Annotated in this window: 23 protein-coding genes and 2 pseudogenes; 4 read left to right on the forward strand and 21 right to left on the reverse strand. The window is 29.4% G+C overall.

The window, feature by feature from the left end; genetic code table 11:
* Positions 1-2: 2 nt before the first annotated feature.
* Positions 3-1,244 carry an RNA-guided endonuclease InsQ/TnpB family protein gene (locus ACWPW7_RS21580; protein WP_454055237.1) on the reverse strand — a complete coding sequence of 414 codons (1,242 nt, stop codon included), beginning with the start codon at positions 1,242-1,244 and terminating at the stop codon, positions 3-5.
* Positions 1,245-1,388: 144 nt separating this feature from the next.
* Here ACWPW7_RS21580 and tnpA point away from each other — a divergent pair, with 144 nt between their 5' ends.
* Positions 1,389-1,790 carry an IS200/IS605 family transposase gene (gene tnpA, locus ACWPW7_RS21585; RefSeq protein WP_454055238.1) on the forward strand — a complete coding sequence of 134 codons (402 nt, stop codon included), beginning with the start codon at positions 1,389-1,391 and terminating at the stop codon, positions 1,788-1,790.
* 64 nt (positions 1,791-1,854) lie between these two features.
* On the opposite strand, the gene ACWPW7_RS21590 is transcribed toward tnpA, so the two are convergent.
* Both ACWPW7_RS21590 and ACWPW7_RS21595 read right to left on the reverse strand, forming a co-directional pair.
* Positions 1,855-3,021: a GyrI-like domain-containing protein gene (locus tag ACWPW7_RS21590; protein ID WP_454055239.1), complete on the reverse strand. Its 1,167-nt coding sequence runs from the start codon at positions 3,019-3,021 to the stop codon at positions 1,855-1,857.
* Complete coding sequence (locus ACWPW7_RS21595) at positions 2,991-3,422, reverse strand: helix-turn-helix transcriptional regulator (RefSeq protein WP_454055240.1); 432 nt, start codon at positions 3,420-3,422, stop codon at positions 2,991-2,993. The genes ACWPW7_RS21590 and ACWPW7_RS21595 overlap by 31 nt, the downstream gene beginning before the upstream one ends.
* A gap of 273 nt (positions 3,423-3,695) precedes the next feature.
* Between ACWPW7_RS21595 and ACWPW7_RS21600 the strand changes: the two are divergent.
* Positions 3,696-4,026, forward strand: a pseudogene (locus ACWPW7_RS21600) (transposase); the annotation flags it as partial.
* Positions 4,027-4,106: 80 nt separating this feature from the next.
* A complete protein-coding gene (locus tag ACWPW7_RS21605; protein ID WP_454055241.1) occupies positions 4,107-4,493 on the forward strand; it encodes a hypothetical protein in 387 nt (128 codons plus the stop codon).
* A gap of 161 nt (positions 4,494-4,654) precedes the next feature.
* On the opposite strand, the gene ACWPW7_RS21610 is transcribed toward ACWPW7_RS21605, so the two are convergent.
* From ACWPW7_RS21610 to ACWPW7_RS21630, 5 genes are all read right to left on the reverse strand, one after another.
* Positions 4,655-5,311 (reverse strand): ABC transporter ATP-binding protein, encoded by a 657-nt coding sequence (locus tag ACWPW7_RS21610; protein WP_454055242.1) that lies wholly within the window; start codon positions 5,309-5,311, stop codon positions 4,655-4,657.
* Between the two features lie 205 nt (positions 5,312-5,516).
* The gene (locus tag ACWPW7_RS21615) at positions 5,517-6,293 is read right to left on the reverse strand and encodes an ABC transporter transmembrane domain-containing protein (RefSeq protein ID WP_454055243.1); all 777 of its coding nucleotides are present in this window, start codon (positions 6,291-6,293) and stop codon (positions 5,517-5,519) included.
* 659 nt (positions 6,294-6,952) lie between these two features.
* Positions 6,953-7,228 carry a CD3324 family protein gene (locus tag ACWPW7_RS21620; RefSeq protein WP_454055244.1) on the reverse strand — a complete coding sequence of 92 codons (276 nt, stop codon included), beginning with the start codon at positions 7,226-7,228 and terminating at the stop codon, positions 6,953-6,955.
* Between the two features lie 383 nt (positions 7,229-7,611).
* Positions 7,612-9,087, reverse strand: a complete 1,476-nt coding sequence (locus tag ACWPW7_RS21625; protein WP_454055245.1) for a protein adenylyltransferase SelO — start codon at positions 9,085-9,087, stop codon at positions 7,612-7,614.
* Positions 9,088-9,444: 357 nt separating this feature from the next.
* The gene (locus ACWPW7_RS21630) at positions 9,445-10,377 is read right to left on the reverse strand and encodes a helix-turn-helix transcriptional regulator (RefSeq protein ID WP_454055246.1); all 933 of its coding nucleotides are present in this window, start codon (positions 10,375-10,377) and stop codon (positions 9,445-9,447) included.
* Positions 10,378-10,509: 132 nt separating this feature from the next.
* Between ACWPW7_RS21630 and ACWPW7_RS21635 the strand changes: the two genes are divergently transcribed.
* Complete coding sequence (locus tag ACWPW7_RS21635; RefSeq protein ID WP_454055247.1) at positions 10,510-10,932, forward strand: pyridoxamine 5'-phosphate oxidase family protein; 423 nt, start codon at positions 10,510-10,512, stop codon at positions 10,930-10,932.
* Between the two features lie 127 nt (positions 10,933-11,059).
* On the opposite strand, the gene ACWPW7_RS21640 is transcribed toward ACWPW7_RS21635, so the two are convergent.
* From ACWPW7_RS21640 to ACWPW7_RS21700, 13 genes and pseudogenes are all read right to left on the reverse strand, one after another.
* Positions 11,060-11,794 (reverse strand): class I SAM-dependent methyltransferase, encoded by a 735-nt coding sequence (locus ACWPW7_RS21640; protein WP_454055248.1) that lies wholly within the window; start codon positions 11,792-11,794, stop codon positions 11,060-11,062.
* A 211-nt stretch (positions 11,795-12,005) separates the two neighbouring features.
* Positions 12,006-12,284 carry a CD3324 family protein gene (locus tag ACWPW7_RS21645; RefSeq protein WP_039633201.1) on the reverse strand — a complete coding sequence of 93 codons (279 nt, stop codon included), beginning with the start codon at positions 12,282-12,284 and terminating at the stop codon, positions 12,006-12,008.
* A 227-nt stretch (positions 12,285-12,511) separates the two neighbouring features.
* Complete coding sequence (locus ACWPW7_RS21650; protein WP_454055249.1) at positions 12,512-13,558, reverse strand: ArsR/SmtB family transcription factor; 1,047 nt, start codon at positions 13,556-13,558, stop codon at positions 12,512-12,514.
* Positions 13,559-13,656: 98 nt separating this feature from the next.
* On the reverse strand, positions 13,657-14,424 hold the full coding sequence (locus ACWPW7_RS21655) for a prolyl oligopeptidase family serine peptidase (protein WP_454055250.1): 768 nt from the start codon (positions 14,422-14,424) through the stop codon (positions 13,657-13,659).
* Positions 14,425-14,736: 312 nt separating this feature from the next.
* The gene (locus ACWPW7_RS21660; protein ID WP_454055251.1) at positions 14,737-15,756 is read right to left on the reverse strand and encodes a DUF4179 domain-containing protein; all 1,020 of its coding nucleotides are present in this window, start codon (positions 15,754-15,756) and stop codon (positions 14,737-14,739) included.
* An 18-nt stretch (positions 15,757-15,774) separates the two neighbouring features.
* The gene (locus ACWPW7_RS21665) at positions 15,775-16,314 is read right to left on the reverse strand and encodes a sigma-70 family RNA polymerase sigma factor (RefSeq protein ID WP_454055252.1); all 540 of its coding nucleotides are present in this window, start codon (positions 16,312-16,314) and stop codon (positions 15,775-15,777) included.
* Positions 16,315-16,458: 144 nt separating this feature from the next.
* Positions 16,459-21,357, reverse strand: a complete 4,899-nt coding sequence (locus ACWPW7_RS21670; RefSeq protein ID WP_454055253.1) for a S8 family serine peptidase — start codon at positions 21,355-21,357, stop codon at positions 16,459-16,461.
* 580 nt (positions 21,358-21,937) lie between these two features.
* Positions 21,938-22,258, reverse strand: coding sequence for a rhodanese-like domain-containing protein (locus tag ACWPW7_RS21675; protein WP_454055254.1), 321 nt, complete (start codon positions 22,256-22,258; stop codon positions 21,938-21,940).
* Positions 22,259-22,440: 182 nt separating this feature from the next.
* Positions 22,441-23,509, reverse strand: a pseudogene (locus ACWPW7_RS21680) (DUF3626 domain-containing protein).
* A 150-nt stretch (positions 23,510-23,659) separates the two neighbouring features.
* A complete protein-coding gene (locus ACWPW7_RS21685; protein WP_454055561.1) occupies positions 23,660-23,815 on the reverse strand; it encodes a hypothetical protein in 156 nt (51 codons plus the stop codon).
* 204 nt (positions 23,816-24,019) lie between these two features.
* Positions 24,020-24,184 carry a hypothetical protein gene (locus ACWPW7_RS21690; RefSeq protein ID WP_454055255.1) on the reverse strand — a complete coding sequence of 55 codons (165 nt, stop codon included), beginning with the start codon at positions 24,182-24,184 and terminating at the stop codon, positions 24,020-24,022.
* A gap of 175 nt (positions 24,185-24,359) precedes the next feature.
* On the reverse strand, positions 24,360-25,697 hold the full coding sequence (gene murD / locus ACWPW7_RS21695; RefSeq protein ID WP_454055256.1) for a UDP-N-acetylmuramoyl-L-alanine--D-glutamate ligase: 1,338 nt from the start codon (positions 25,695-25,697) through the stop codon (positions 24,360-24,362).
* Positions 25,694-25,885, reverse strand: coding sequence for a hypothetical protein (locus tag ACWPW7_RS21700; RefSeq protein WP_454055257.1), 192 nt, complete (start codon positions 25,883-25,885; stop codon positions 25,694-25,696). The genes murD and ACWPW7_RS21700 overlap by 4 nt, the downstream gene beginning before the upstream one ends.
* Positions 25,886-26,021 lie beyond the last annotated feature (136 nt).

A 26,021-nucleotide genomic window follows, 5' to 3' on the forward strand; every position in this document is an offset into this window, starting at 1 on the left:
TATTAACAAGCAACCCTTATACGCTTGGGAGAGTTCAATTTCCCTTTATCCCTCATAGCTCGCACTAATTCAGGAATACATTTTTCTGATTTTCTAAGTATGTTTAGACTTCCATTTACATCAGAATTAATCAGTCCATAACTGCTTACAAACAATCCTCTTACTATTCTTCTTGATTTATCATAATTCTTCTTTGTTATAGGTTCTAAATCTAATGCAGAACAACCACTTGTATAACTTTCTTCTTGAAATTTGACTTCTATTCCTTGCAATTTAGCTTTGTAACTGATTAATTCAGCTAAACACTGTATCGGAACTTGGACAAAAGTCTTATTATAATTCATATCTTGTTTAATTCCTTTTAGTTTACCTATAACTATTTTACCTACATTATTAGAAATTGCTTTATCAATAATAAATTTGCTAACTTTGTGAAGATAATCATTGATATAATTATTTCTATATCTTCTAAGTTTATTAATTCTTTTAGTATTTTTAAACTTATCAGAACCACATTTACTCATTTCTATTGATTGTAAATGAGATATTTGCTTATTAGTATAGGAATTAACTGATTTAAGTTTTTTACCACAGAATATATATTGATTTAATCCATCTTTAAAAGTTAGTGTAGCAATATTATCCAGTCCTAAATCAATACCCATTACATTAGTTTTATCGTTCTTTAATTCTTCTTTATTGTAAATGACAATTAAAAACCAACATTTCTGAACTTTATCATAGTTAAATCTTGCTTGTTGTAAGCTGTTCCAGTTTATAATGCTTTGAAGCTTTTTAGAAACCCCAAAATTAAGACTTTCCACATTAAATAATGACTTTATAGCTTTAGATAATGATAATTTTAATAATCCATCCTTATATCTTATAGCAAGATTCGTAAATATAATTTCATTCTTATTTTTATCAGTATTTTTAAATTTTGGTGGTCTTGGTTTTGCTTTGTATTTACTTGGGACTTCCCCAAAATCTTTAATACTTGCAAAATAAGATTTCCAGTTTTGTTCTAAAACTTTAAACATTTGCTGTCTTGTATGACTATGCAAAAAATCACAATGCCAATTTGATTTATATTGTTTTTCAATTTCATAATAACCTTTAAATCCATTTTCCCTTAAATCATAATTTATTACATTGTATAGTTTCGTTGTATGATAAGATAATTCTTCTATAATCTCTAATTGTTTATTGTTAATATTAGGTTTAAATTTAAAACTTAATTTCATTTTATTTCACCTCCTTACATAGTTATCTATATATTTATTATAATACTACATTAGATGAAGGATTATACAAAAGCATTAGAATATTAGCACTCCAAAGAGGCGTAAATGCTAATGACTTAATCGAAGAAGGAATGAAATACATCATTGAAAGAGAAAGTAAGAAAGACCAGTCATAGCGTATATAATATTAATTATTATATAGCCTTTTGTCCAAAATATAGGCATAATATCTTTACTGGTGAACTGGAATACGAAATTTCCAAGCTCTTCAAAGTAATAGCCTATAATTACGGTTTTGAAGTGTTAGAAGAAGAAATCATGTCAGACCATATTCATTTATTTATAACTGCTCCTCCAACTATCGCCCCAACTGAAATAGTAAAAACACTTAAAAGCATTAGCGCCAACGAAATATTTAAAGCATTTCCTAACTTAAAGAAATCTAAGTTTTGGGGTAGCGGACTTTGGAGCAAAGGATATTATATTGGAACTGCTAGAGCAGTTAGTTCGGAGATTATTAAGAAATATATACAAGCCAAAAACTAAAGTAATGGAGCTTACAGCCACGCCCACAAGGTGAGCGTGGTTTTACGCCCTTTTATTATAAAAATTATTCTACAAAAATTTCTAGATATCCGATGATTTCATTTACATTATACTCTTCCAATACTCCTAAGGATGGGTCGTAATACTCTCCATTATAAAACAGCAATAGATGACTACGTTTCTCAGAACGAGCATTTATAATACAGCACTTAGGTAATTCCTTTACTTCATTACGCATATAAATCATTTTAGATGAATGAGCAATCCCATAGTAATCTAAGGTTTCAATTACCTTACTTAAAGATGCTTGCCATCTTTTTGATTTCATAACATTAACTACTTCTTCTATGGATACCCCTGCTAACATTGCTACACATGTTTGACCGCACATACCACTTTGCGGCTGAATAATACTTTCTATCTTATCTATTTTTCGTATAGGATTTTTAATACTGTATGGACTATTCTTATTAATCCTAGTCAATCCATCAATTATTTCAAAAGATACATTAAAATTTATATGATTTTCTATCTCCTTAAGAATTGGCTTTGTGATCGGGATATAATAGTTTCCATTACCTTTAGGTACAAGTTTACATTCAAAAGTTATATTATTTACTGTGACTTTTACAGGTATTATGCGCTTTTGCTTGCATACTTCCCACACATTGAAAGGTATTACTATGAATGTTCTTATATTCTCCTTTAATAACGTTCCTTCAAACTTATATTCCATAGCTTTCCTCCTAGGAATTTTTCTTAATTTTATTGCAATCCATACTTCCTGCCTATTATCTTGCAAATAACATTCTATTACTGGCAAATCATCAAGTTCATAACTAGAACTTGGTAACCATTCTGTATAAAATTTCTTATAAATATTCTGAACAGCTTCTGGTAATGCTCCATTTGCTTCAAATATTGCCCATGTGGCTTTAGGAAATTGGAATTCATTCATATGACTAGGAATGGTAACCTTAGCACATTCATGTGTATGAACATAAGTAGTTACACCTAAATAATAGTCCATTTCCTCTGAATTCCCACATTGTTCTCCAGTGCTGATTCCAAGAAGCCCTACAGGACGCATATCTGCTTTACTCCAAAGGTCAAATAATTGTTGCATAGTCCCATCTCTGCCCGCTGTTTCCCAAATCTGTGGAATAAGTTGGAAGGCTTCATCAGTATTAATTCTTCTTCTTATTCCTGAAATAGTAAAAGGCTGTACCATTGTTCAATCTGATAATTCATATAACCATCTCCTTTAATTGTAATATGAAAGGAGATTTTAGGACAAGATTTAAGACTTACTGTATCTGTACGTACTTTTGATGGAAGAACTCCATGAAACTTTTGAAAGGCTCTTGTAAAAGAATCATGAGAAGTATATCCATATTTCATTGCAATATCAACAATATTTACTTTGCTATTTAAAATATCAAAAGCTGCAAGAGTAAGTCGTCTATTTCTAATGTATTCCTTCAAAGACTTATCTGCAATATAGGAAAACATTCGTTGAAAGTTATATATAGAACATCCAGAAATTTGTGATAATTTCTCATATGAAATTTCACCATCTAGATTTTCCTCAATATAATCTACAGCTCTATTGATGTGTTCTATCCATTCCAATTGTATCATCTCCTATCATACAATATCATACATTTTATTAAATAAATTCTCTCGCTTTTTTCTGCCCCAATTAGTCGATAATGCAAATTTCACATAAATCACTTAGTTTATTTCTGTATTCTCATAAAGTATATGTAAAGTTATCCATATTTCCAATCATCCCCTCATAAGAGAGTTGTCCATAACCCTACCCTATTCTTCAACTTTAAACTGCAATATATTTATTACATATAATTCCTTTAATTATATTATTTACAGAAAATTAAAACAATACAGGAAGTTAAAGAGTTTAAATTTGCTATAGGTAGAGGTGTCCTCATTGTAATGGTGAATATATATTAAGGAATAAATATAATGGTAAACAAATATACATTTGTAGAACCTACAGGAAGAGTTTTAGTGACTTTACTAACTTAAAAGCAAGAAGACATTAGATAAGTGGCTTAAATATGCTAAGTGTATGCTTAATGGCTACTTTATAAGTAAATCTGCTGAAATAGTGGGAATAAATATAGCAACAAGTTTCTTTTGGAGATATAGAATTTCTGATTATATAAGTACATTTTTAGGTGAAGGACATGCTAATGAGGTTATTGAAGCAAACTAAGTGTTCTTTGCTTATTCTTGCAAAGGAATTGTACCTAATTATATGCTGCGAATTAAATGAAAGGAGATAGAATTCATATGAAGAAATTTTTAACAACTAAAACTTTAGGTGTTATTGGTGCAATTTCATGGACTGGAACAATTATTTTAAGAGAGACAACACTAAATAGTATTCAAGTATTGAATTTTATATTAGGTATCGCTCCAAATATTGCAGCAGCATGGCTTTTTGCTTTTTTAATAGAAAATATTTATTCTGCACTATTAAAAAGAAAGTTTAAAATTAAAGACGCTCTTGCAATATCGATGACTATTTGGTTATTGAGTTTAGGTTCAGAAATTATCCACGATTTATTTCTAAATAGCCCATTTGATATAAATGATATAATAGCAACAGCCTTTGCTTTAATAGTTTTCTCCATAATTTTTTATTTTAATAATAAAGATTTAAATAGCGAAGTGTAAAACAATAAATAGTATTATTCATAATAGGGGAATTAACTCCCAAGAAGGACAAGCACGAACTTGTCCTTTGATTTATACTTAATTATCAACAATGGTTCAAAACAGAGCAAAATCTCAAGATTATTTCAAAACTCTACTAATTCTATATTAATTTCATTTTATTAAGAAATTGCTTGTAACCTTTTAAATTCCGATGTCTTTAATATATCATCGTATGCTCCACTTTGAATAATTTCACCATGGTGCATAAGAATTATTTCATCAAATTGTTCAAGCTGTTGTTGAGATAATTTATGGGTGACCATGATTATAGTCTTGTCTTTCATATCCATTAAAATATTCTGTAAAATTTTTGTTGTGTTTACATCCGTTGCTGAAAAAGGCTCGTCCATAATACATATTGGAGTATCTGCACTAATCATACGGACAATATTTACTATTTGCTTTTCTCCTCCGCTTAATTGTTGACAATTCTCCTTATATTTTATATTTTCCAATATATTTAAGTTTAACTTATCAACAACTTCATTAATTTTATCATTTTTATATGTGGAAAACATTGAAACATTGTTTATAAAATTTTCTGCAAATATATGCTCATCTTGATTTACACAACATACTATACTTGAAGTATCCAATGTATTTAAATTCTTATTATCAATATAAACACTTCCACTATCTAATTCATTATAATTCATAAGAGTATTTACTATGGTTGATTTACCACACCCACTATGCCCAATTAAAGCGTACTTTTTACCTTTTTCAAATTTATAAGAAAAATTCTTAATTGAAAAATTTTCATAATTAATGTTCACATTTTCAAATTCTATATATGAGTTAAAGTTCTTCTTATTTACTTTATTAGAAAATTCATATTCATTAATATAGGTAAACACTTTAGATTTTACATGCTTTAAAGAACTTATAGTATTTATATCCCTTAAAATTTCATCTATAGGGTTAATAAAGCATTGAATATATCCAAATGTAGCAATTCCTGTGCCTATAGTAATTTCATTTTTAAAATAGAATTCCTACTGCAATAAAACTAAATACCCCAATAATATCTACAGCAAATCCATTTATTCTAAGTGTAACAACTTTAAATTTTCCGTATTCATATCTCTTATCTGCTGTTTCTTTAATAATTTTATCATGCTCTTTGCATATGTTATCTCGTGTCCTACTGTTAATTAATTTGAAACCTTCAAAGAAATCTTTTATACAGGATACATACCGTCCAACCTGAGTTAAATAGGTATTACGACGTTTAGCTAATGTTTTTGCAGTTATTTTAGGTACGAATACCGATACAAGAGATGATAAAAATATAACCAACGCAACTCTAAAATCTACAAATACAAACATTATTACACTATAGATGATAAGCATATTTATAGATTGAATAATTGAAATTAACGGTTGAAGATAATCCTGTTCTAGAGCCGTAATATCATTACCTTGTATAGATATATACTCACCAATATCTCTTTCAGAAAATCTCTTATAACTATATCTAGATATTGATTGAAAAAAATCCTTTTTTAATTCTGTTTCAAAAATTATAGACCTTTTCCAAGTATATTTTTCCGATATATACAAAAATATTAAACCAAAGATCATAAAAATGAAATACAAAAGTGAAAGCTTTAAGACCCATCCAATCCCTTTATCCAAAGCATTGTCAAACAATAATTTCTGCATATATGGAACTATAGCAATTGTCAATGTATATAAAGCATCAAATATAATTCCTATCAAAATATACCATTTAATTTTATTAATATATCTCCTCATTACATAGCCCTCCCCCATAATACTTATACAATTGACTATGGACGATGGACAATAGACAATTGTGGATATTTCTCAGTAATAACTGAGAAATTTAAAATTGACTAACTGTAGAGGAGAAAAGTGTTCTCCATAAACCCAAAACCATATTCATATAATTTTGGTTGTAACATTTGATGATGTTATATATTCAAAAAATAACTGGTGAACAGCATCCACCCCTAAGAAAAAACTGCAGCTATATTTCTAGTAAAAAAATTAGTTTAAGAAATTAACTTCCACCCCTGGGGTGCAGTATAGTATGGCACAATAACTACATAATTAAAGAATATTTTAGTTATATTGCTTATCTCCGCTAATATTAATTAAAGTTTTTGGTGTTGTTCCGAGCTATACTGCACCTCAGGGGAACCCTAAAGGGTTTCACTACTGTTCCCCAGAGGTGGGAAACTAGCAATTGCATTGCTAGTAAAAAATCTATTAAAGAAATTAATTTCCTCCTCAATTGTCCATTGTCCATTGTCAATCGTCCATTGATTAAAATTATACTACCAGCACTTTCTTTATTCACTTTCGCAAATGATTCTATATAGAATTTGGTTTTTTATTTATCTTCTACATAATAAAACCAGCAGAACTATAAAGCTCTGCTGGTTTTATTCTTAACTACTTAACTTTTCACTTTTTATTATTCTTCTTATGCTACTTTCAGAAAGATAATATTCTTCACATAGTTCCTCTATACTAAATCCATATATGAATTTCTTATATATCTCAACATTTCTATCCTTTAAAATACTTTTTATTCCGCTCTTCTCTCCCCAAGATTTCTCGTTGCCTTTTTTTCTAGGGATATATAAATATTCACCATCTATATAATTTTGAATAATTTCTATTACATACTCTGGTAAAATACTTTCTGCTTTAACATATTTCACTTCTATGCACTCCTTTTAATCCACAATATAACTATGAATTAAGTGCAAAGACTACTATATGTTAAGCCTATTTTATCTACTATATCTAAATTACTCTAAGCAAAGTTGTAGACTTAACATTAAAATAGCCTCTGCTTAGAGCATCTTATACTATTTAATATAAACTTTAAGCTATACATTTTATTCACCTCACTCTTATATAAATATAATAAAACATTCTACAATTTCACCAGTTTTCCTTCTCTTTAAATCATATTGCAAGCGAAAAATCGTAAACTTTTCCATATATAATATAATTAGTGTTTTTTAAACTTAAATTTTTGTTATACCTCTATATAAAAGTAGCTAGTAAAACTTAATATATTTTACTAGCTACTTTTGTATTAGGTTCCACAATAGGTTTGGTATGGACAACTTGATAGTTCAGGTAATGTAGAGTAATAATCCTGTTCTTTAGAATGAGCATAAGGCTTTGAAAGTGCATCTAAAAGTCGTTCCATCACACTATAATCTCCTTGCTCTACCGCAGCTTTTAGTGCTTCTTCTACCCTGTGATTACGTGGAATTACTGCTGGGTTACTACTTTTCATAAGCTCCTTTGAGGAGGCTTTTGATTCCTCTTGACTTGTTAATCGCTCCTGCCATAACTTATACCACTCATCAAATTCCACTTTCCCAAACAGCACTGTATCCTCTATGCTATCAAAAGTTAATGCGCGAAAAGTATTAGTATAGTCTGCACCATATTTCTGCATCATACTTAGAAGTCCTTCAATTAGAGACTCATCCCCAGACTCTTCGTTAAATATGCCAAGCTTTGCTCTCATTCCAGAAAGCCAATTGCGCTTATACAACGTAGTAAAATCTGAAATTGCACTCTGTGCTAACTTGAGAGCTTCCTCCTGATTAGTATGCAACAATGGTAGCAGAGTTTCAGCAAACCTTGCAAGATTCCATGCCCCAATATTAGGTTGATTGCCATAAGCATATCTACCATGGATATCAATGGAACTAAATACAGTTGCAGGGTCATAGACATCCATAAAGGCGCAAGGACCATAATCAATTGTTTCTCCACTAATTGCCATATTATCAGTGTTCATTACTCCATGAATAAAACCAACCAGTTGCCATTTTGCAATAAGCTCAGCTTGATTTTTAATTACTTCCTGAAGTAAGAAAAAATAACGATTTTCTTTGTTATCTGCTTCTTTAAAATGTCTTTGTAAAGTATAATCAGCTAGGGCTCTAAGTTCTTCAACTGTGCCCCATTTTGAAGCATATTGAAATGTACCAACACGTATATGGCTTGCAGCTACTCGAGTTAGTATTGCACCAGGCAATTCAGTTTCCCTTATTATTGACTCACCTGTTCTAACTACAGCCAGACTACGGGTGGTAGCAATGCCCAGCGCATTCATTGCCTCACTTATAATGTATTCTCTTAGCATTGGACCTAGTGATGCTTTACCATCGCCTCTTCGTGAATATGGAGTTTCACCTGAACCCTTAAGTTGAATATCAAATCGCTCACCTAGTGGAGTGATGTGTTCTGCTATCAGCAGAGCTCTCCCATCACCTAACATGGTAAAATGCCCAAATTGATGTCCTGCATATGCTTGTGCAAGAGGTGTAGCACCTTCTGGAGTCTTGTTTCCTGCAAGCATATCTACTCCATCAGTACTTTCTAAGCCCTTAGCATTTAGTCCTAAAGAGGTTATTAACGGATAATTAAGTGTAACTAATTTTGGTGAAGGTACTTGACTTGGGCTCTGTCTAGTAAAAAATATTTCTGGAAGGTGAGCATAACTATTGTCCAAGTTTAAACCTATTTCTATTACTACTTCCCTTTCTTTCATGCTATCTCCTTTTCTTCTTTTATTTTTTTATATAACCTTTTTACATAAAACAAAAATCATAGTTTCTATGATTTTTCAGATATAAACTTCTATAATGCCTTAACTCTTTTTAGTTTATACTTATAAGAATTTATTATTCTCGCTATATTTCTCTTTAGCTCCTAACTCTTTAATAACTTAATCTATAAATTTGTATTTCATCTCTTTATAAGGACAATTTACTCCAAAGGATTCATGTGCTCTAAATTATCTTTAATTTATTACTTTTAACTATTAGAATATTATTATGTTTTAACTGGTCAGTTATATAATTAATATATTTCAAATTCAAATTTCTATTATATTCTTTTATAAATATTATTTATTATAAATCTTCGATAATTTTTTAATACGATGAATAAGCTCTTTACGTACATTTTCAGGGCCTAAGCATTCACATTTATCTCCAAATCCTAGCAAAATATTGTATCCTAAGTCATCTTCTACAAATGGAAAATCAACTATAAATTGATCATTGCCATAAGGTTTAATATTTTCTTCCCCACAGCGTTCAACCATTTGCTCTCTAAGAGACCAATCAATTAAAAGTTTAATTGTGACGAGTCTTTTATCTATCCAACCAGATCCATCCAACGGTTTTTCTTGAAATTCTCGTGGTGCAAATGTAGAATCTGAAACTTGAAGATTTGAAATTCGAGATAGTTTAAAAACACGAAAACCATTCCTCAAAGTACAGTAACCTTGTAAATACCAATTTCCTTCTTTTAATACCAATTTATAAGGTTCAATACAACGGTTATTTTTCTCTCTGTTCCCACTATAATATTCAAATAATAGATATTTACTGTCATTTAGAGCTTTTTTTATTTTTTCAAGGTTGGGTTGAAAATTCTTATTACCCATCCATGTGGTGAGATCTATGGTTATTTGATTTGCTTTTAATTCAATATCCTTAAATTGTTCTTTTGGAAGTAAGCTTTTTACTTTTTCTAGCGTACCTATAATTTCTTTATGAGATAACGTTGTTGAAATACTTCCAAGTCCCATTAAAAGTGTTGAAATATCTGAAGTAGTAAAAAATTTTTTATCTACTTTATATTCAGGTATTATGCTAATACCACCATTAACACCGCTGTGAGTAATAATTGGTATACCTGCTAAAGATATTGCTTCTATATCCCTATATATAGTTCTAGGTGTAACCTCAAACATTTCAGCAAGTTTTGTTGCACTGATTCTTTCACAATTTAGTAATATCATGACTATGGACATTAATCTATCTATTTTCAATTGTATCGCTCCTTAAAATCATATATACACTAATTTTAAAAACTTGACATAATGCTGTCAAGTTTTGCGTGCTATATTAAAACTATAGAAGATATTCTATAAAATAATAAACTTATACGAGGAGGAATATAAATGGATTTTTTACAAGAATTTAATAGAATTATGACAGAGCAAGGCGAGATAGCTTTAGCAACTTGTGTGGACAATATCCCAAATGTTAGGATTGTAAATTTCTATTATGATACTAAAAAGAAAGGGATAGTGTATTTTTCAACTTTTAAAGATAATCAAAAGGTAGAGGAATTTTCGAAAAACAATATAGTAGCATTTACTACTGTCCCACATAAGGGAAATGATCATGTTCGAGTTACTGAGGCAATAATTCAAAAAAGTAATTTAACAATATATGATTTAAAAGATGGATTTGTTAAAAAAATTCCTGATTATGAAATGACAATAGAACAAGCTGGAAGTCAGTTGGATCTTTATGAGATTTGTTTTAAAGAAGCTGTGGTGACATTAGATTTCGCTCACTCTAGTAACATAATTTTATAATCTCAAAACAACTGCCCCACTAACTTTTACAGGTAGTCGGGCAATTGTTCTATTAATTAATCAATTTATTATAAACAAATAACAGATTTTTATTTGAAATAGGTCTCTATCCTAAATTAATAATACTTTATTTTTTCCTAGCAGATATTATAAGAAATATTGGCCTTCGTAATTCATGTTTCATTTCTGTGTTTGTTTTTAATAATTCTGGATCCGGCTTTGGTTCAATAATCTCTACTATTTCAAAGCCTGACTTAATAAGGCTATTTACATAAGTTGTAATAGTTCTATGATATTTTAAAACACCCTCACCTAAAAAGTTAGTCTCACGTATTCCTTCATAGAAATAGTTATCAACTGGCCAGTGCAATATATTCCCCTGTTTATCATTATACCAACTTTGTTTTTCATTAGATGTAAAAATGGGATGTTCAACTGAAAAAACAAAATCTCCACCGCTTGTAAGACAAGTATTAACTTTATTAAAAATATCTTTAATTGACTCTATATAATGAAATGCTAATGAGCTAATGACTACATCAAATGTATCTTCTGGATAATTAATATCTTCAATTGGCATTTTAATATATTCTATTGATGTATATTTTGTATTCTTTTTAGCCTCACTTAGCATTCTTTCTGAAATATCAATACCTATTACAGACTTTGCACCTTGTTCAATTGCATATCTACAATGCCAACCAAAACCACAACCTAAATCTAAGACACGTTTATTATCTAAGCTCGGTAACATCTTTTTAAATACATGCCATTCTCCTGCTACTTTCAATCCCCCAACTGAACGGGGCATTTGTTTGTATTGATTAAAAAAATCTATATTATCATACTTATTCTCTTTCATAATTTCTCTCCCTAATTCTTTACTTATATCATATAGTTTTCTAATAACTCTACTAAATTCTTTATGAATAACTAACTTATAAAGATAATACTACAACATAAGTTAATAAAGTTAGTACATAAACAATTCTGTCTCATTTATAATCTTGTATAAGGCATCTGAAAATAAATAAAAGAGATATCTGATTTTATACAAATATCTCTTTTATTGATTATCTTTTTAATAATCTATATTCTCTTATTATTCTTCTTATACTACTTTCGGAAAGATAGTAGCTATCAGCCAGCTCTTTAACTGAGGCTCCTAAAAGAAATTTATCATATATTTCTATATTTCTTTTAACTAACTCATTTTTAAAACCACTATCTTCCCCCCAAGATTTTTTATTATCATCTTTTCTTGGTATATATAAATATATTCCATCAACATACTGTTGAAGTTGCTCTATAATATCATTTGGTAATATATTTTGTGCATTTTCATATTTCATATTTTTGCTCCTATTCACTATTATTAATGTAAATACTGATGCAAAAACTGCACAAAACTATTTTGATAAACTGTCAATTTCTAAAATAGCTCCTAACAAAATATGTTCTGCATTCTACAGCTTTTGCTCGGAGCTTGATACAATTACTAAATGATCTGTACTATACATATATTGTCCCCCCTTAGTAAAAAAATATTTTACTAGTATACTTTAACATAAATATAATATTATAAACAAAATTCATCCTCTAAAAACTTAATAGTTTCTGATATTCTCTTCTTGTTTACCTTGTAGAATACCTTATTATCTTGTTTAGATATTTCAACTAAATTTAATAAAAGTAAATTATTCATATGATATGAAACACTAGCATTTGAAATCTTAAATTTCTCAGCTATCTCTTGTCCATATCTCTTATCATCTAATATATACTTCATAATGCCAAACCTTGTTTTATCACAAAGATTTTTAAGAATTTTAAGATATGTTTCCATATAATCATTTTGATTAATAATCTCTTTATGATAAGGCCCCACTACTAGATAGCAATTTTCCGTATTGCTTCTTAATGTAAAATAGATTAAATAACTATCAAAGTAGGAACTAGCTATATATATTTTTTTAAAGTCTTTTAAACTAATAAAATTATTTGTATATTCCTTGATAAATTCAATTCCTGTAGAATTAATTCCTTTTGTTATATAGTTATTAATCTCATCAATAAACTTACTTTGATTCTTATATAACTTATTAAATTTAGGAATATAATCTTTGATTAACGTAATAAATTCCTGTTTATATTTCTCAATATTATCTATAAAGCAGTAAAGATCCCATTTTGATGACTTATTAATATCAAGTTCTTTAATAAAATTTAAAGTATTCTCTTTATTGTCTGCAATCTTTTCTATACAATAATCATCATTTTTAAGCTTGTCATCTATCAACGTCTTTACCAACATTGTTTTTAAGGAATGTTCGCTTATATCCTCAATAAAACTAATATATTCTTCAATAGACTTGCTTTCCCATATTTTTTCAAAAATCATAAAAGCTCTAAAGATTTTTGATTCATTATCAAAAAAGAAGTTCATTTCTTCTTTCTTATCATTATGTATTTCATTTATATAGTAATATTCCTCTTTGAGTTCTTTTTTTAATGTTATTCCAAAGATGCTTATATGTTTTTCAAGTATGTGTACATTCCATCCAAGGTAAATACTAGTAAATAGACTGTAAATCTCCCCTGCCTTTGGGCTAAAAATTATCTCCATCTTTTTTTCCTCCATTAATTCTGAGTCACTATACGTATTTGGCTATTTCCTTGGAAATCTCTCACTATCAAAGTTACAAATTTTTAAGTTTATATTAATTAAAGATATTTTTTAAACCACATTACTGCCTGCTCCATCATACCTGTAGTTATCTTATGATCTACCTTGTCTTCTTCTATAAACTGAAACTTCTCTGAAATTTCAGCATATAATGGCAGCATTTTATTAAAAAATATCCTTTGGCTTTCAATTGGTACCGAAGTATCCCCTGTACCATGTAATATTAAAATAGCTCTTTCTTTCAATTCATCTCCATTGTTCATAGGATCGTAGTATTCTATTAGTTTCTTATTATCTTCACTGACTTGAGGCAAATAATCCTTTTTAATGGAGTCCTGCCATGAAAAGCTTCCATTAAATCCAACAAGACATTTTACATTAGGATTATCAATAAAAATTCCACCAGCAGTAATTGCCCCCATAGAACTACCTGTAATTCCAATCTTTCTAGGATCAGCTTCATGATCATTTATAATTGACTCTATGAATTTTTTAGATTCCACAACACTTTGAAGTATTATTTTCCACAAATATCTTTCAAGATTTTGTGGATTATCATGATCAATTGAATCTCTATCTCCATGATGTAGTGCATCTGGTACAATTACTTGATATCCATTAGTAGCAATTATTAATGCTTTGAATCTTATAAAATCTTTACTAGAATGCCATCCATGATAAAAAATCACTGTTGGCATTAATCCTGTATACCCCTTTGGTTTAAATTTTAAACATGGAATCCCGTTAATTTCTTCCTTTGTAGTTGTAATAAAACTATTCTCATACTCAAAAATTGACCAAGGCATTTTCATAACCCCCTTATTATCTATCATCAAATTTAAAATGTTTAGATGCATATTAAAACTCATTTTAAAATTACATCTAAATTGATTGTAATTTACTCATACTTTATTGTCAATATTTACAAATTAAAAATTCGTAAAAAGTAATTCATTATAAGGATATTAGCATTTTTCTTAAGATTAGCCTCTTATTAATTAAACACTTCTATTATAATGGAAAGATGATTTTATATTTTTCAAATTTACAAGTTCCATAGATTAAAGACTATAAAAAAATTGGGTACTAATCAGCACCCAATTAATCTAAAATTGATTTTACTTATTTATTTCGATAGTAAATTCCTCTCCTACCTGTTTGAAATCATTGCTCATTTTTCCACTCTCTTTAGGGAAAGCTACTGCATAAGGCATAAGTGTTAATGTCTTTGCATCATCTGAAATATTAAATCCCTTCATTATTCCTTTTCCATGAGATTGGCTTGTAAGCTTAAACATAATTTCATTTCCTAAATCATCTTTTCCTCTTAATTCAATATCATATGTGACTCCTTTACCCTCTGCTGAATAATAAATTTTTTGTCCTACTGCATTACTAGTGTATTTTTCTAATATTACTTTATTGCCATTTTCTAATTTAAAATCATAATCTATATTCCTTTCTGCTGTCTCTATAGCTAACTGATCTCCATTAGTTTTAAATTCAAATAACCAAGGCCCTTTTCTTTTCTCTACTTCATCAATATATGCATTTTCATATTCTATCTTTACATTTAAATCCCCGCTTGGAATCTCTTCATCCAATTTATAGGACATTACATCCTCCATGGTATAATCATCTATTTGTTTAGATGAACCACCTGCTCCACCAAATATATTCTTACCATTTATATAAACATTTTCTACTGTTCTTATAAGGCCAGGTTCTCCTAATTTAGTGTCTGACTTTAAAGTTGTGGAAACAATTAATTCGTCCTTATTTAGGATAACTTCATTTAATTGAATTGTTACTCCATCTTTAGTTATAGTCTTACCAACTATAGTTTTATAATCTGATAAATCTTTATTAGTCCCTAAGTAATTCCCCATATCAAAGGCCATTAATCTTATCTTTGCTACTGCCTCATTTCCAATATTAGTTCCAAACAATGTAACTGCTAGTACTCCTGCAGCCACTGCTACTGCAACCCCTTTGTTTTTCCTATTCCTATCTTTATGAATAGTTTTCTTAAATTTCTTTTTTATTCTTCTCTTTTCAATATCATTAAAGCCTTCTTTTTCTAATTCCTCTAAATTTATTGAGTTATCATTCAACATATTATATATATTCTTTGCCATAATACTATCCTCTACTTTCTACAATTTTGAATAATTTTTTATTTTCATTTTTCCTCTAGACAGTCTGTTATAGATTACGTCTTTTTTAAGTCCTGTTTCCTTACTTACCTCATTCATATCTTTTTCTTCCACATATAATTTAAGGAAAAGTTGTCTATCTTCTTCCTTTAAACAATTTAATAATTCTTCTAAATCCTTATTTAATTCCTTTGATGTAAGCTCCTTATGAGCAGAATCTTCTACACTGATATTTAAATCTTCTATATTGTCATATTCCAAATTTTTTAAATATCTTCTCTTATAGTCAATAGCTTTATACTTTGCAACTCCAGCTAACCAGTTCTTAAATTCACTTCTACTTTCATCAAAGCTATCTATGTTATTCCAAATGGCTAAAAGTATATCATTTATACATTCTTCTTGATGATCAACTAAGTTATACAAATGTTTTCTTACTGTAGCCTTAATAATCCACCCATAGTTGTCTAGAACATATTCTATGGCTTCTTCATTTTTCATTTTTAGCTGATTTATAAAATTTTTATCAGAAATTCTCATTTTTTACTCCTTCTATTAAACAAGCTTGTTTTTACCTTACACTATATACTTCGCTTCAATTAAGATTAATTCTATCAAAATAGTAAATTTTTAAATAAAAAAATATTACTGGATAGCTGCTATCCAGTAATATTTTAATTAATCTTATTCTGTGATTTCCATTGATTCTATTTTATCTTTTACATTCTCTTCTACTTTATCTTCTTTTTTCTCTTCTATTTTATCTTCCACATTTTCTTCTATAAGATTCTTTCCATTATCTTCTTTATTATTTTTGCTTTTATCTATGGAAAATCTTATAGTTATAGTTTCTTTATTACCTGCATTATCTACTGCAACTACTTTTAATCTGTAATTTCCATTGTCAGTTATAGGTGTTCCCATTTCATAACTTCTGAGATTTAAAGTTAAAGTAATTTTGCACTCTTCAGAAGTAGTTATATTAGGAATTACATCTTTATTGTAAACTCCTTTATCTTCTACGCCTGCAATTTTTATTGTAGGAGGAGTTTTATCTATAATGAAATTATATTCATCAGTAAAGACATTTCCTAATCCATCTGTGGTCTTTATCCTTAATGTGTGTTCTCCTTCTTCTGATATAGTTGTTCCACTCTTATATGGATTTCCGTCTAATGTAAGTTCTAAATCTACTCCTGAACCTACTGTTATTCTAGGAGAAACATTTGAATTATAATATTTTTTATCCTTATCTATACCATAGATCCTAGGTTCTGTTCCTGCTTTCTTTATTTTGAATTTCACAGTAGTACTACTTGTATTACCTGCCTCATCAGTAGCAGTAACTTTTAACTCATAATTTCCATCAGTGTCTCCAATAGGAGTTCCTAGTTCATAAGGATTTCTATTTAGTGTAGCTGTTATTATAGCGCCTTCCTCTGCTTCTATCACTGGAACTATGTCTATATTGTATACCTTGTTATTTTCAATATTTTTTATATTTACCACTGGAGCAGTTCTATCTATCTTAAATTTAATTACTTCTTCTGTATAAGTTCCATCAGGTGCAGTAGCTGTAACCTTAAGTTCATAATCTCCCTCTTTATAAATTAGAGTCCCCATAGTATATGATTTTTCATTTAAAGTAGCTTTAACTTTTACCTTTCTATCAACTGTAGCTTTTGGCCTAACTGATTTATAAGCTTTTCCATTTTCTATGCCTGTTACAGTTAAATCAGGGCCTTGGCTTGCCTTAACAGTTAAAGTTTTTGTAACTGCATGTCCCATCATATCTTCAACTTTAAGCTGTATTTTATCCCCTTCTTTAACTTCTATTCTTTCATTAAAGTCATATCTGGATTTTTCTACTCCATACTCGCCTTCTACTGATACTTTTTTAACAACTTTATTATTGATATAGAAAGTATATCCAAATCCACTATCTCCAACCCATCCCTGTAGATCTACATAATTTTTATCTTTACCAATTAGTATTTCTCCATTTTCACTTACTGTAGGAGATGTTAAATTCATAACTGGATCCTCTGTATCTAAGAAAATTTTAATAGCATAGTCTGCCAACGCTTGTTCAGTTGATGTTATTTTCACTGAAGCTATAGTTCCATCAAGATTTTCTGCATAAACTCTTAAGTTGTTAGTACCTTCTCTTAGTTTAGCTTTATTTACTGTATACTTAAAAGTTAAATTTTCTTTTACAGTTACATCTTCTCCATTTATTTGTAACTTATTTAGTGGTTTACTTACTCTTCCCTTAATCTCATATAATCCATTACTGTCAAAAACAGTTTCATTCCACTCCACTGCTTTTGGGTCTATATTATCAAAAGTCACTATAGAATTTTCTACAACACCATGCTTAACAGTAAATGGAGTTATTGCAACATTAAGTCCCTTATCTACAGTTATTATAGAAATATCATTAGCTTCATTTTCAACTAAATTTAAATTAACACTATATTTATTTCCATCGAAAACTATATCTTTATTTGGTATTTTCTTTTTGTTAAGAGTCACATCATATGAGGAAACACCAGAATAATCTTTAACTTCCCACTCTAGTTTGTATTCTTTCTTATCAGTTACCTTGCTAGATAATACTTTAACCTCTGGAATTTCTGTATCAACTATTACAGGAATATCATATTTTTGTGGCTTAGAATTTGGTAAATCAACATAGAAATTGTATCTTAAAAGATACTCTCCATCCTTAGGTACAACCTTACTTCCTTTAGAAACATCATAATAAGTTCCATCCCAAGCTAGGTCTGGATATAAATAAGCACCCTTTCCTCTTCCATCAGGGCTACTATATACTTGTTTCCTCATATTATCTTGATATCCAACTTCACCTAGGATTTTTCCATCTTTATTAATTAATTCTGTTCTTGCAGTTTTTATATTTCTTAACTTGTATAATACAGGCACAACAGTGTCAAAATTACCGTCTCCATTAGGTGAAATTACCGCATCAATTAATTTTCCATTATCCTCTTCTCCTAAATATACATAACTTCCTTGAACCTGAGATGCTATACCTGAACTTAAATTAAGCATAGCTGGGAAACTTGTTGGATTCTCCCATCTCCAATCACTTATTACTCTATCTTTAGACCAATCTCCATAGAATCCCATAAAAGGTACATATAAGTTTGAATTTTCTTTTTCGTCTTTAGAAGTAAATTTTACAAAGCCTTCAATAAAGCTCTCTGAATTTATATCTTTTAATGATAATGTAACTGTAACTTTTCTTGAACTATTTGCTTTTATAGTAATTTCCTTGTCACTAAAGCTTAAGTTAGCTTTATCTTGAGGCAATACATCATCATATGGAGTTATTTGTGCAACATTATTTTGAACATTATTTGTTAATACTCCACCTTCAACTCCTAATGTATAAGTTGCATCTTTATTTCCATAATTTTTAATGTCTAACTCAAAGGATACTTTATCTGACTTAATCTCCTTTAATGCTACAGATGCCTCTCCGTTATGAGTTACATTAATTCTATTTCTTACAGCCTCATTTAATTGAAGCATACCAGCTCCTTGTCTTCTTGGAGAGAAAGGTCTAGCCTCCATTCCTGCCTGTGGAGTTTCATACTGAGGTTTTGCTGTATTCATAACAGATATCTTTGCAAATTCTACGCTATCTTTACCATTAATAGTTGGTAAATCTTTCTTTAATGCTTCTCTTATAATTGACATTGCTCCAGATATATGTGGTGCTGACATAGATGTTCCTGACATATTTCCATAAGCATTATTATTAAGAGTTGAATATATACTTCCACCTGGTGCTGATATTTGCGGCTTAAATGATAAATCCGGTGCACATCCCCAAGAAGTACTTAACGCAAAATCATTTGCTCCCTCATTAGGTAAAAACATAGCTCCTGCACCTACTTTTATTGTATATGGGCTACCATTAGCTATGCTTGTTGCTACAGTTTTACCTAGAGTATTTCCTACAAATATGGCAGGTATATTAACTGCTGGATCTTCAGCCATATTAATTAAGCTGTCTTCTCCACTTTCATTGTTATACATTATTACAGCCTTAGCTCCTGCTTTTTGAGCGTTGACTATCTTTTCAGCAAAGGATATATTTCCCCTTTTTATAAGAGCAACTTTTCCCTCAACATCTATTCCAGTAAAATCATTAACTTCTCCAAAATTACAATTTACTATATCTTTTAGCATAAAGCCATTATCCATTTTAATTGTGTGTTCTGCATATGGAAATCTTACTGCTTGTCCATCTGAGCCTTTTATAGGATTTCCATCTTTATCGCATAAACCTACAGATGGAAGAGTAATAAGTGAGTTATTGTAGTTTGCCACCATAAATGCATCTTTAGCTAATGCTGGTGCTCCTGCTGTACTAATATCTTTTACATTAGGGTCATTATATGGTGCTGTTTGATAGGAAGAGTTTCCAGCAGAAACTACAACTACAACCCCTGCCTCTGAAGCTTTTTTTATAGCCTTTTGTTCTGCATCATTGACATCTACAAAACCTGCTGCAGATCCTAGACTCATGTTTATAACATCAGCTCCTATTAATACTGAATCCTCTATTGCTGCAACAACATCATCTGTATAGGCACTTGGACGTGGTCCATTAGAAAATACTTTCATTCCTAACAGTTGTGCTTCGGGAGCTACTCCTTGTATCCCTTCCATCTTTTTCATATCTTCATCACTGGCATTAGCTGCTACAATTCCAGCAACATGCATACCATGCATTGAAGCATCATATTGGATATCTATAATTTGTTCATTATCGTCTGAATAATTAAATCCAAATGGGACTTTATCAGTATAATATCCTTTCACAGCTGTTTTATCTAACCAACTTTGTCCTGCTTCTAATGCACCTGATTTCACCAATTCTCTAACTCTTGATTCATTCAATTTATTTTTTGATGGATCTTGAGGTGCCCTCATATCTTTATGAGTATGATCTACACCTGAATCTATTATGGAAACTACTGTTCCTTCTCCTTTATATCCATAATTACTCCATTCAGTATAAACTTGAGTCATATCTTTAGCATTAGTCATGTCTAAGTAATAAACATTGGCTTCCTTAACGCTAACTACACCAGATATTTTCTTTAATGGATTCATCTCTTTTCTCTTTATATCCATACTAAATCCATTTATTAGTGTTCCATAACTATGCCTTATTTTAGCACCTTGTAAGTTACTAGCTTTCGCTTGTATACTTTTAATATCATTTTTTATTTTGCTGACATCTTGAAGATTTATCTTCCCTCCATTAGCAGACATATCTACTGCAGATTTTCCTTCTACTTCAACTATAACTCTTACTACCTCTTCTTGATCTTGCTCTTTTAAATCTACCTTTTCAAACTTCATATCTTTTATTATGCTATTTATATTATCTTTTTCATTTAAGGTCTTTTCATTTATTGAGATATTCTTCTCATTGTTTATATTGGGCTCAACCCTTGCATAAGCTTTAACCCCGCTTGCAGATGAAAAAATAACCATAGCTGATGTAACAATACTTAACGTTCTAATTTTTTTACTAACCATAAAACCCCTCCTCAAAAATAGAATAAATGTAAATATAATACTTTAATTTTATTTTATAGATAAGTTTATTTCAACTATAAAATAAATATTATTCCATTTTAAGTTAAAATTTACAAATAGTTAAGAATATCCAATAAAAATTTACAAATATTTAAAATTAGTTAGATAAATTAAAAATCTGTTACAAATATAACATTTATATTAAATTATTGCGTATTAAAGTAGATTAATATAGGATTTCTTAATAGAAATTTAACTTGTGTATGATTTTAATTCCCATAACAAATATTCTTTTCTATGAATGTAAATGAAGAATGAAGGATGAAGAATTATAGTTAAAACTCCGACGTCAAAGCCTCTGGAGTTTTTTAGAATAAACTTTTATTTTAAGAAATTCACACTTAGTGAATTTCATCCCTAATTCTTCATTCTTAACTATTAATCCTTAATTTCTAAGGAGTTAAGCTAATTTTATATTGAATACATAATATAAAACTTAATAGTCTTAAAAAAATATACCCTTTTAGTAGATACGTTTTTTAATTTTGTATCTACTAAATGGGTATAATAAATTTATATTTTATTTACTCACTGTTGGTCCTTCGTAATCTAATATTCCTCCTCTTAAATTATAAAGCTTGCTAAACCCTTCCTCTTCCATTAAGCTGCAAGCCACACTACTTTTCGATCCAGCCTTACAATAAACAAGAATCGGCCTATCTTTATAATCTTCTAATTCATAAATTTCTCCCTCTAATTCGTCTACAGGAATATTTATGGCATTAGAAATTCTACTTTCCTTAAATTCATTAGCACTTCTAACATCTAAAATTAATAGTTCATCATTTTTTTCTATTAGTTTTTCCGCTTGTTCATTATTAATATATTTTATGTTGCTCATATTTCATTACCTCACTTAATATATCTAGTGTATCACATGCTACACTAATTGATTTTATCTGTTTTATACATAGACTACATATAACCTATGTAGTCTATAATTTAATTGTTTTATGATTATAATTTAGTACACAATATAAGAATATTACGTCTTATTATTATCAGTTTGATTAAAAGTAAATTTTACCGTTTTAAGTTTCGTAGTGGCTTACCATACCTTACCAATACATGCCATAAGAGTTTTAATTCTTGAAGCACTTCCTTATAGCATCCTCGATCATTCCAAGCATTCGGATTGCGTTTCAGATCTATAGCAGCAGCTCCAATCATGCTCACATCTATAAAATCGTCTCGTGCAATGCGTTTCGCTAATGAAGGCATTGATGGACCTCTAAAATCCATGGGAATTTCATCAACCAACAACGCAAAACCCATATGCCAATAGAGATCAATTGAATATTTATTGCATATTTGCTCTAAAATTCGTCCTATATGCGTACCCTTAAATGAAGGATCTGATACAAGCACCTCCACGTCTTGTTTAAGAGAAATATCGCCATGAACTTGAGCTTCAATATAGTGGTTAAGATTACGGTTTGACTCTTTGTTTGAAGGGTCTGTGAATGGCTTCTCCAGATTAATTAGCAGATGATCAAGTAATTTTATTGGAGTCATGTTTTTTTCACCTATTGCAAAATCACTAACGAATGTCTCAGTTATAAGAGCTGCTAAAATGTCATCAAACTCTTTGTAAGTACCCTTTTCCTTTGGATCCTGATGTGAATCCAAATAAGTATATGTACAGCGATATGAGACTCTTGGGGATAAAAGGAAATAGCATGATCAAAACGTGGAGCTGGTCCATCTGGATGTAACATTAAATCAAGTGCCCCATACTTGGGACGCTGGCTATTAGTTGAGTCTTTTAGTTGATATGATCCTCCAAAATCCTCTTTTCCCATAAGTCACGTTCACCACCAGGATAAGCCGATACGCTGCCATTGGATAATAATGTCTCAAACTGGCTCTTATAAATTCCCTGCTCCAATAATGCCTCTGCAATTGTTTTCATTGTCGAATCCAATCTATCTGGATGAAAATGTAAACCAACCTTAGCATGAGTCTTTATCTTAGCAGCAGCATCCTCAAATGTTTTCCAATCAATATTAGACATTTGAAGTACTTCCTTAATCGATTGCTGAGCTTCATGCTTTCGGTTTCTTGCATACTTTGTTATATATTCTAAAGCCATTAATTGTGATCTTGTTAATTGCTCAGACAGATAAGCATCTTTTTTTATATTAATTTCTCCATCCAATTCCGACGTCCCCTTTCATTAGGAGTTTATAGTTTCCTGCTCTTGATTTTACTACACTATTTTTGAATAAATAGAAATAGCCCTTCAAAGTTTTAGATTGTCTACTATTACCAACATAGTATTGTCCTTAAACCTAATAAACTTTAATATTGGTAATCCATCATCATCTGCAACAAAGTATCTCTCTTTACCATCTTCTGTTTTTACTTTTACTACTTCCATATCTCTATATACACTCATATACTTCTACATACCTCTGCATATAGTTTCCTATAATTACTATACTGTATCAAACTATATATAGAGTAATCACTGTTATATCTTTCTATTATAAGAGTATATAAAATACTATAACTACTATCTATTTATCTGCACTATATTCCTTAGTTTATAATAAGTTATTATATGTAATTGGTTTCTTAACTATTTATTTTTACAATATAATTATTTTTTGAAAATAATTATTAGAATCATCATGACAATAAAATCTAAAATTCCAACAAAAGATAATACTAGACTAACAACCTTTGAAGTATCATTTTTTACCCTATATAGCGAAAAACTTGTTAAGAAGATTATTATTAGAGATATAACTAAAAATGATGTCATACACTTGCCTCCATTTCTATATTTTATATTATAACTCCTAATAAAATAATACTCTAACCTTTTAACTTACCTATATTAAATTTTTTATTTACTTCAAATAAATTAAAATTATTTATCTATATATGAATATGATTCCATATAAACATAAACTTAATACAAATAAAATTTTACGACTCTATAATTTATTTACATACTCTTTAAACATATTCCCACGAGCCTCAAAATCTTTAAATTGATCCCAAGCAGCACATGCAGGACTTAAAATAACAACATATCCTTCATCTGATGAACTATAAGCTATCTCTGTTGCATCTTCTAAGGTATTAACAACTTTACAAGGAATACCACACTCCATAGAGAAATTATTTATCCTCATCTTTGCTTCACCATAGGCTACAATTAGTTTTACGTTTATTAAATAATCCTTGAGTTCAGCAAAGCTATGTCCTCTATCTAAGCCGCCCAATAATAATATTGTTGGTTTTACAAATGATGCTAAAGCCATTTGGGTTGACTTTATATTGGTAGCTTTAGAATCATTGTAAAAATCTATATTGTTTATGGTTTTAACATATTCCATTCGATGCTCTACTCCGCCAAAAGCTTTTAAAACACTAAGGATAACACTATTATCTACGCCTAATTCTTTAACAACCGCAATAGCTGCCATAGCGTTTTCGTAATTATGCCTTCCTTTGATTTTTACTTCATCCAAAGCTATTATTTTATCATTATTATAGCAAATATAACCATCAATTATTGAACAACCTAATTTATTTACAGAACTATATGAAAAATATCTTTTATTAGATTCTATATTATTTGTTAAGTCAATCACTTCTTTATCATCTAAATTAAGAATTGCTATATCACTTTTAGTGTGATGATTGAAAATCCTTTTTTTCATGTTTTTATAAATCTCATATGAACCGTGAAAATCAAGGTGGGCTTCTGATAAATTAGTTAAAACCGATATATTTGTTTTAAAATCTAGCACATTACATAGCTGATGATCTGACACTTCCATGAGAGCAATGTCTTTATTCTTTAATTTAGACACAAAAGAACACGCTGGATATCCTATATTACCCATTAAAAACACGCTCTTTGATGCCTTTTTTAAGAATTCATAAATCAATATTGTTGTAGTTGTTTTACCATTAGTTCCTGTAACGCCAATAATTGTAATGTCTTTTTGAAAATAGTGAAAAGCTAATTCCATTTCATTGATAACAGGTACATTAAATTTATGTGCTTTTTCTATATATTTATGTGAATTTGAAATACCTGGATTCTTAACTATCATTTCAAAAGTACTGTCAAATAAATCCTCAGGATGACTTCCTAGAACAATTTTAACACCCAGTGATTGTAACTCATTTATTTCCTTTATGTTTTGATCAGTTTTAGCATCATTAACAATAACGTCATAGCCTTTACTAGCCAGTAACTTTGCTGCCTCATAGCCACTTCTAGCCATACCTAGAACAAAGACTTTCCTATTATCACTCATTTTATTAACTCCTTTTCCATAACTCCTGTGTTCAATATATTAACAATTATAGCATATACTTCATATTGATTATGATACGATATTTTTACTACTGCAACATTAATTAAATCAGTAATTTCAACACTTACAGAAAAAAATTCACTAAAAGTGAATTTCTTAAAATAAAATTTATTTTTAAAGAACTCCAAAAGCTTTAGTAGTGGAGTTTTAATTATAACTCTTCATATCTAATTCTTAATTTGCATTCATAAAAAAGTTTAAATCATGTATAAGTAAAATTCCTATTGCAGGATTTCATGCAATTTACCATAACAGGTATAATAT

This window comes from Clostridium sp. Marseille-Q7071, from assembly GCF_965112025.1.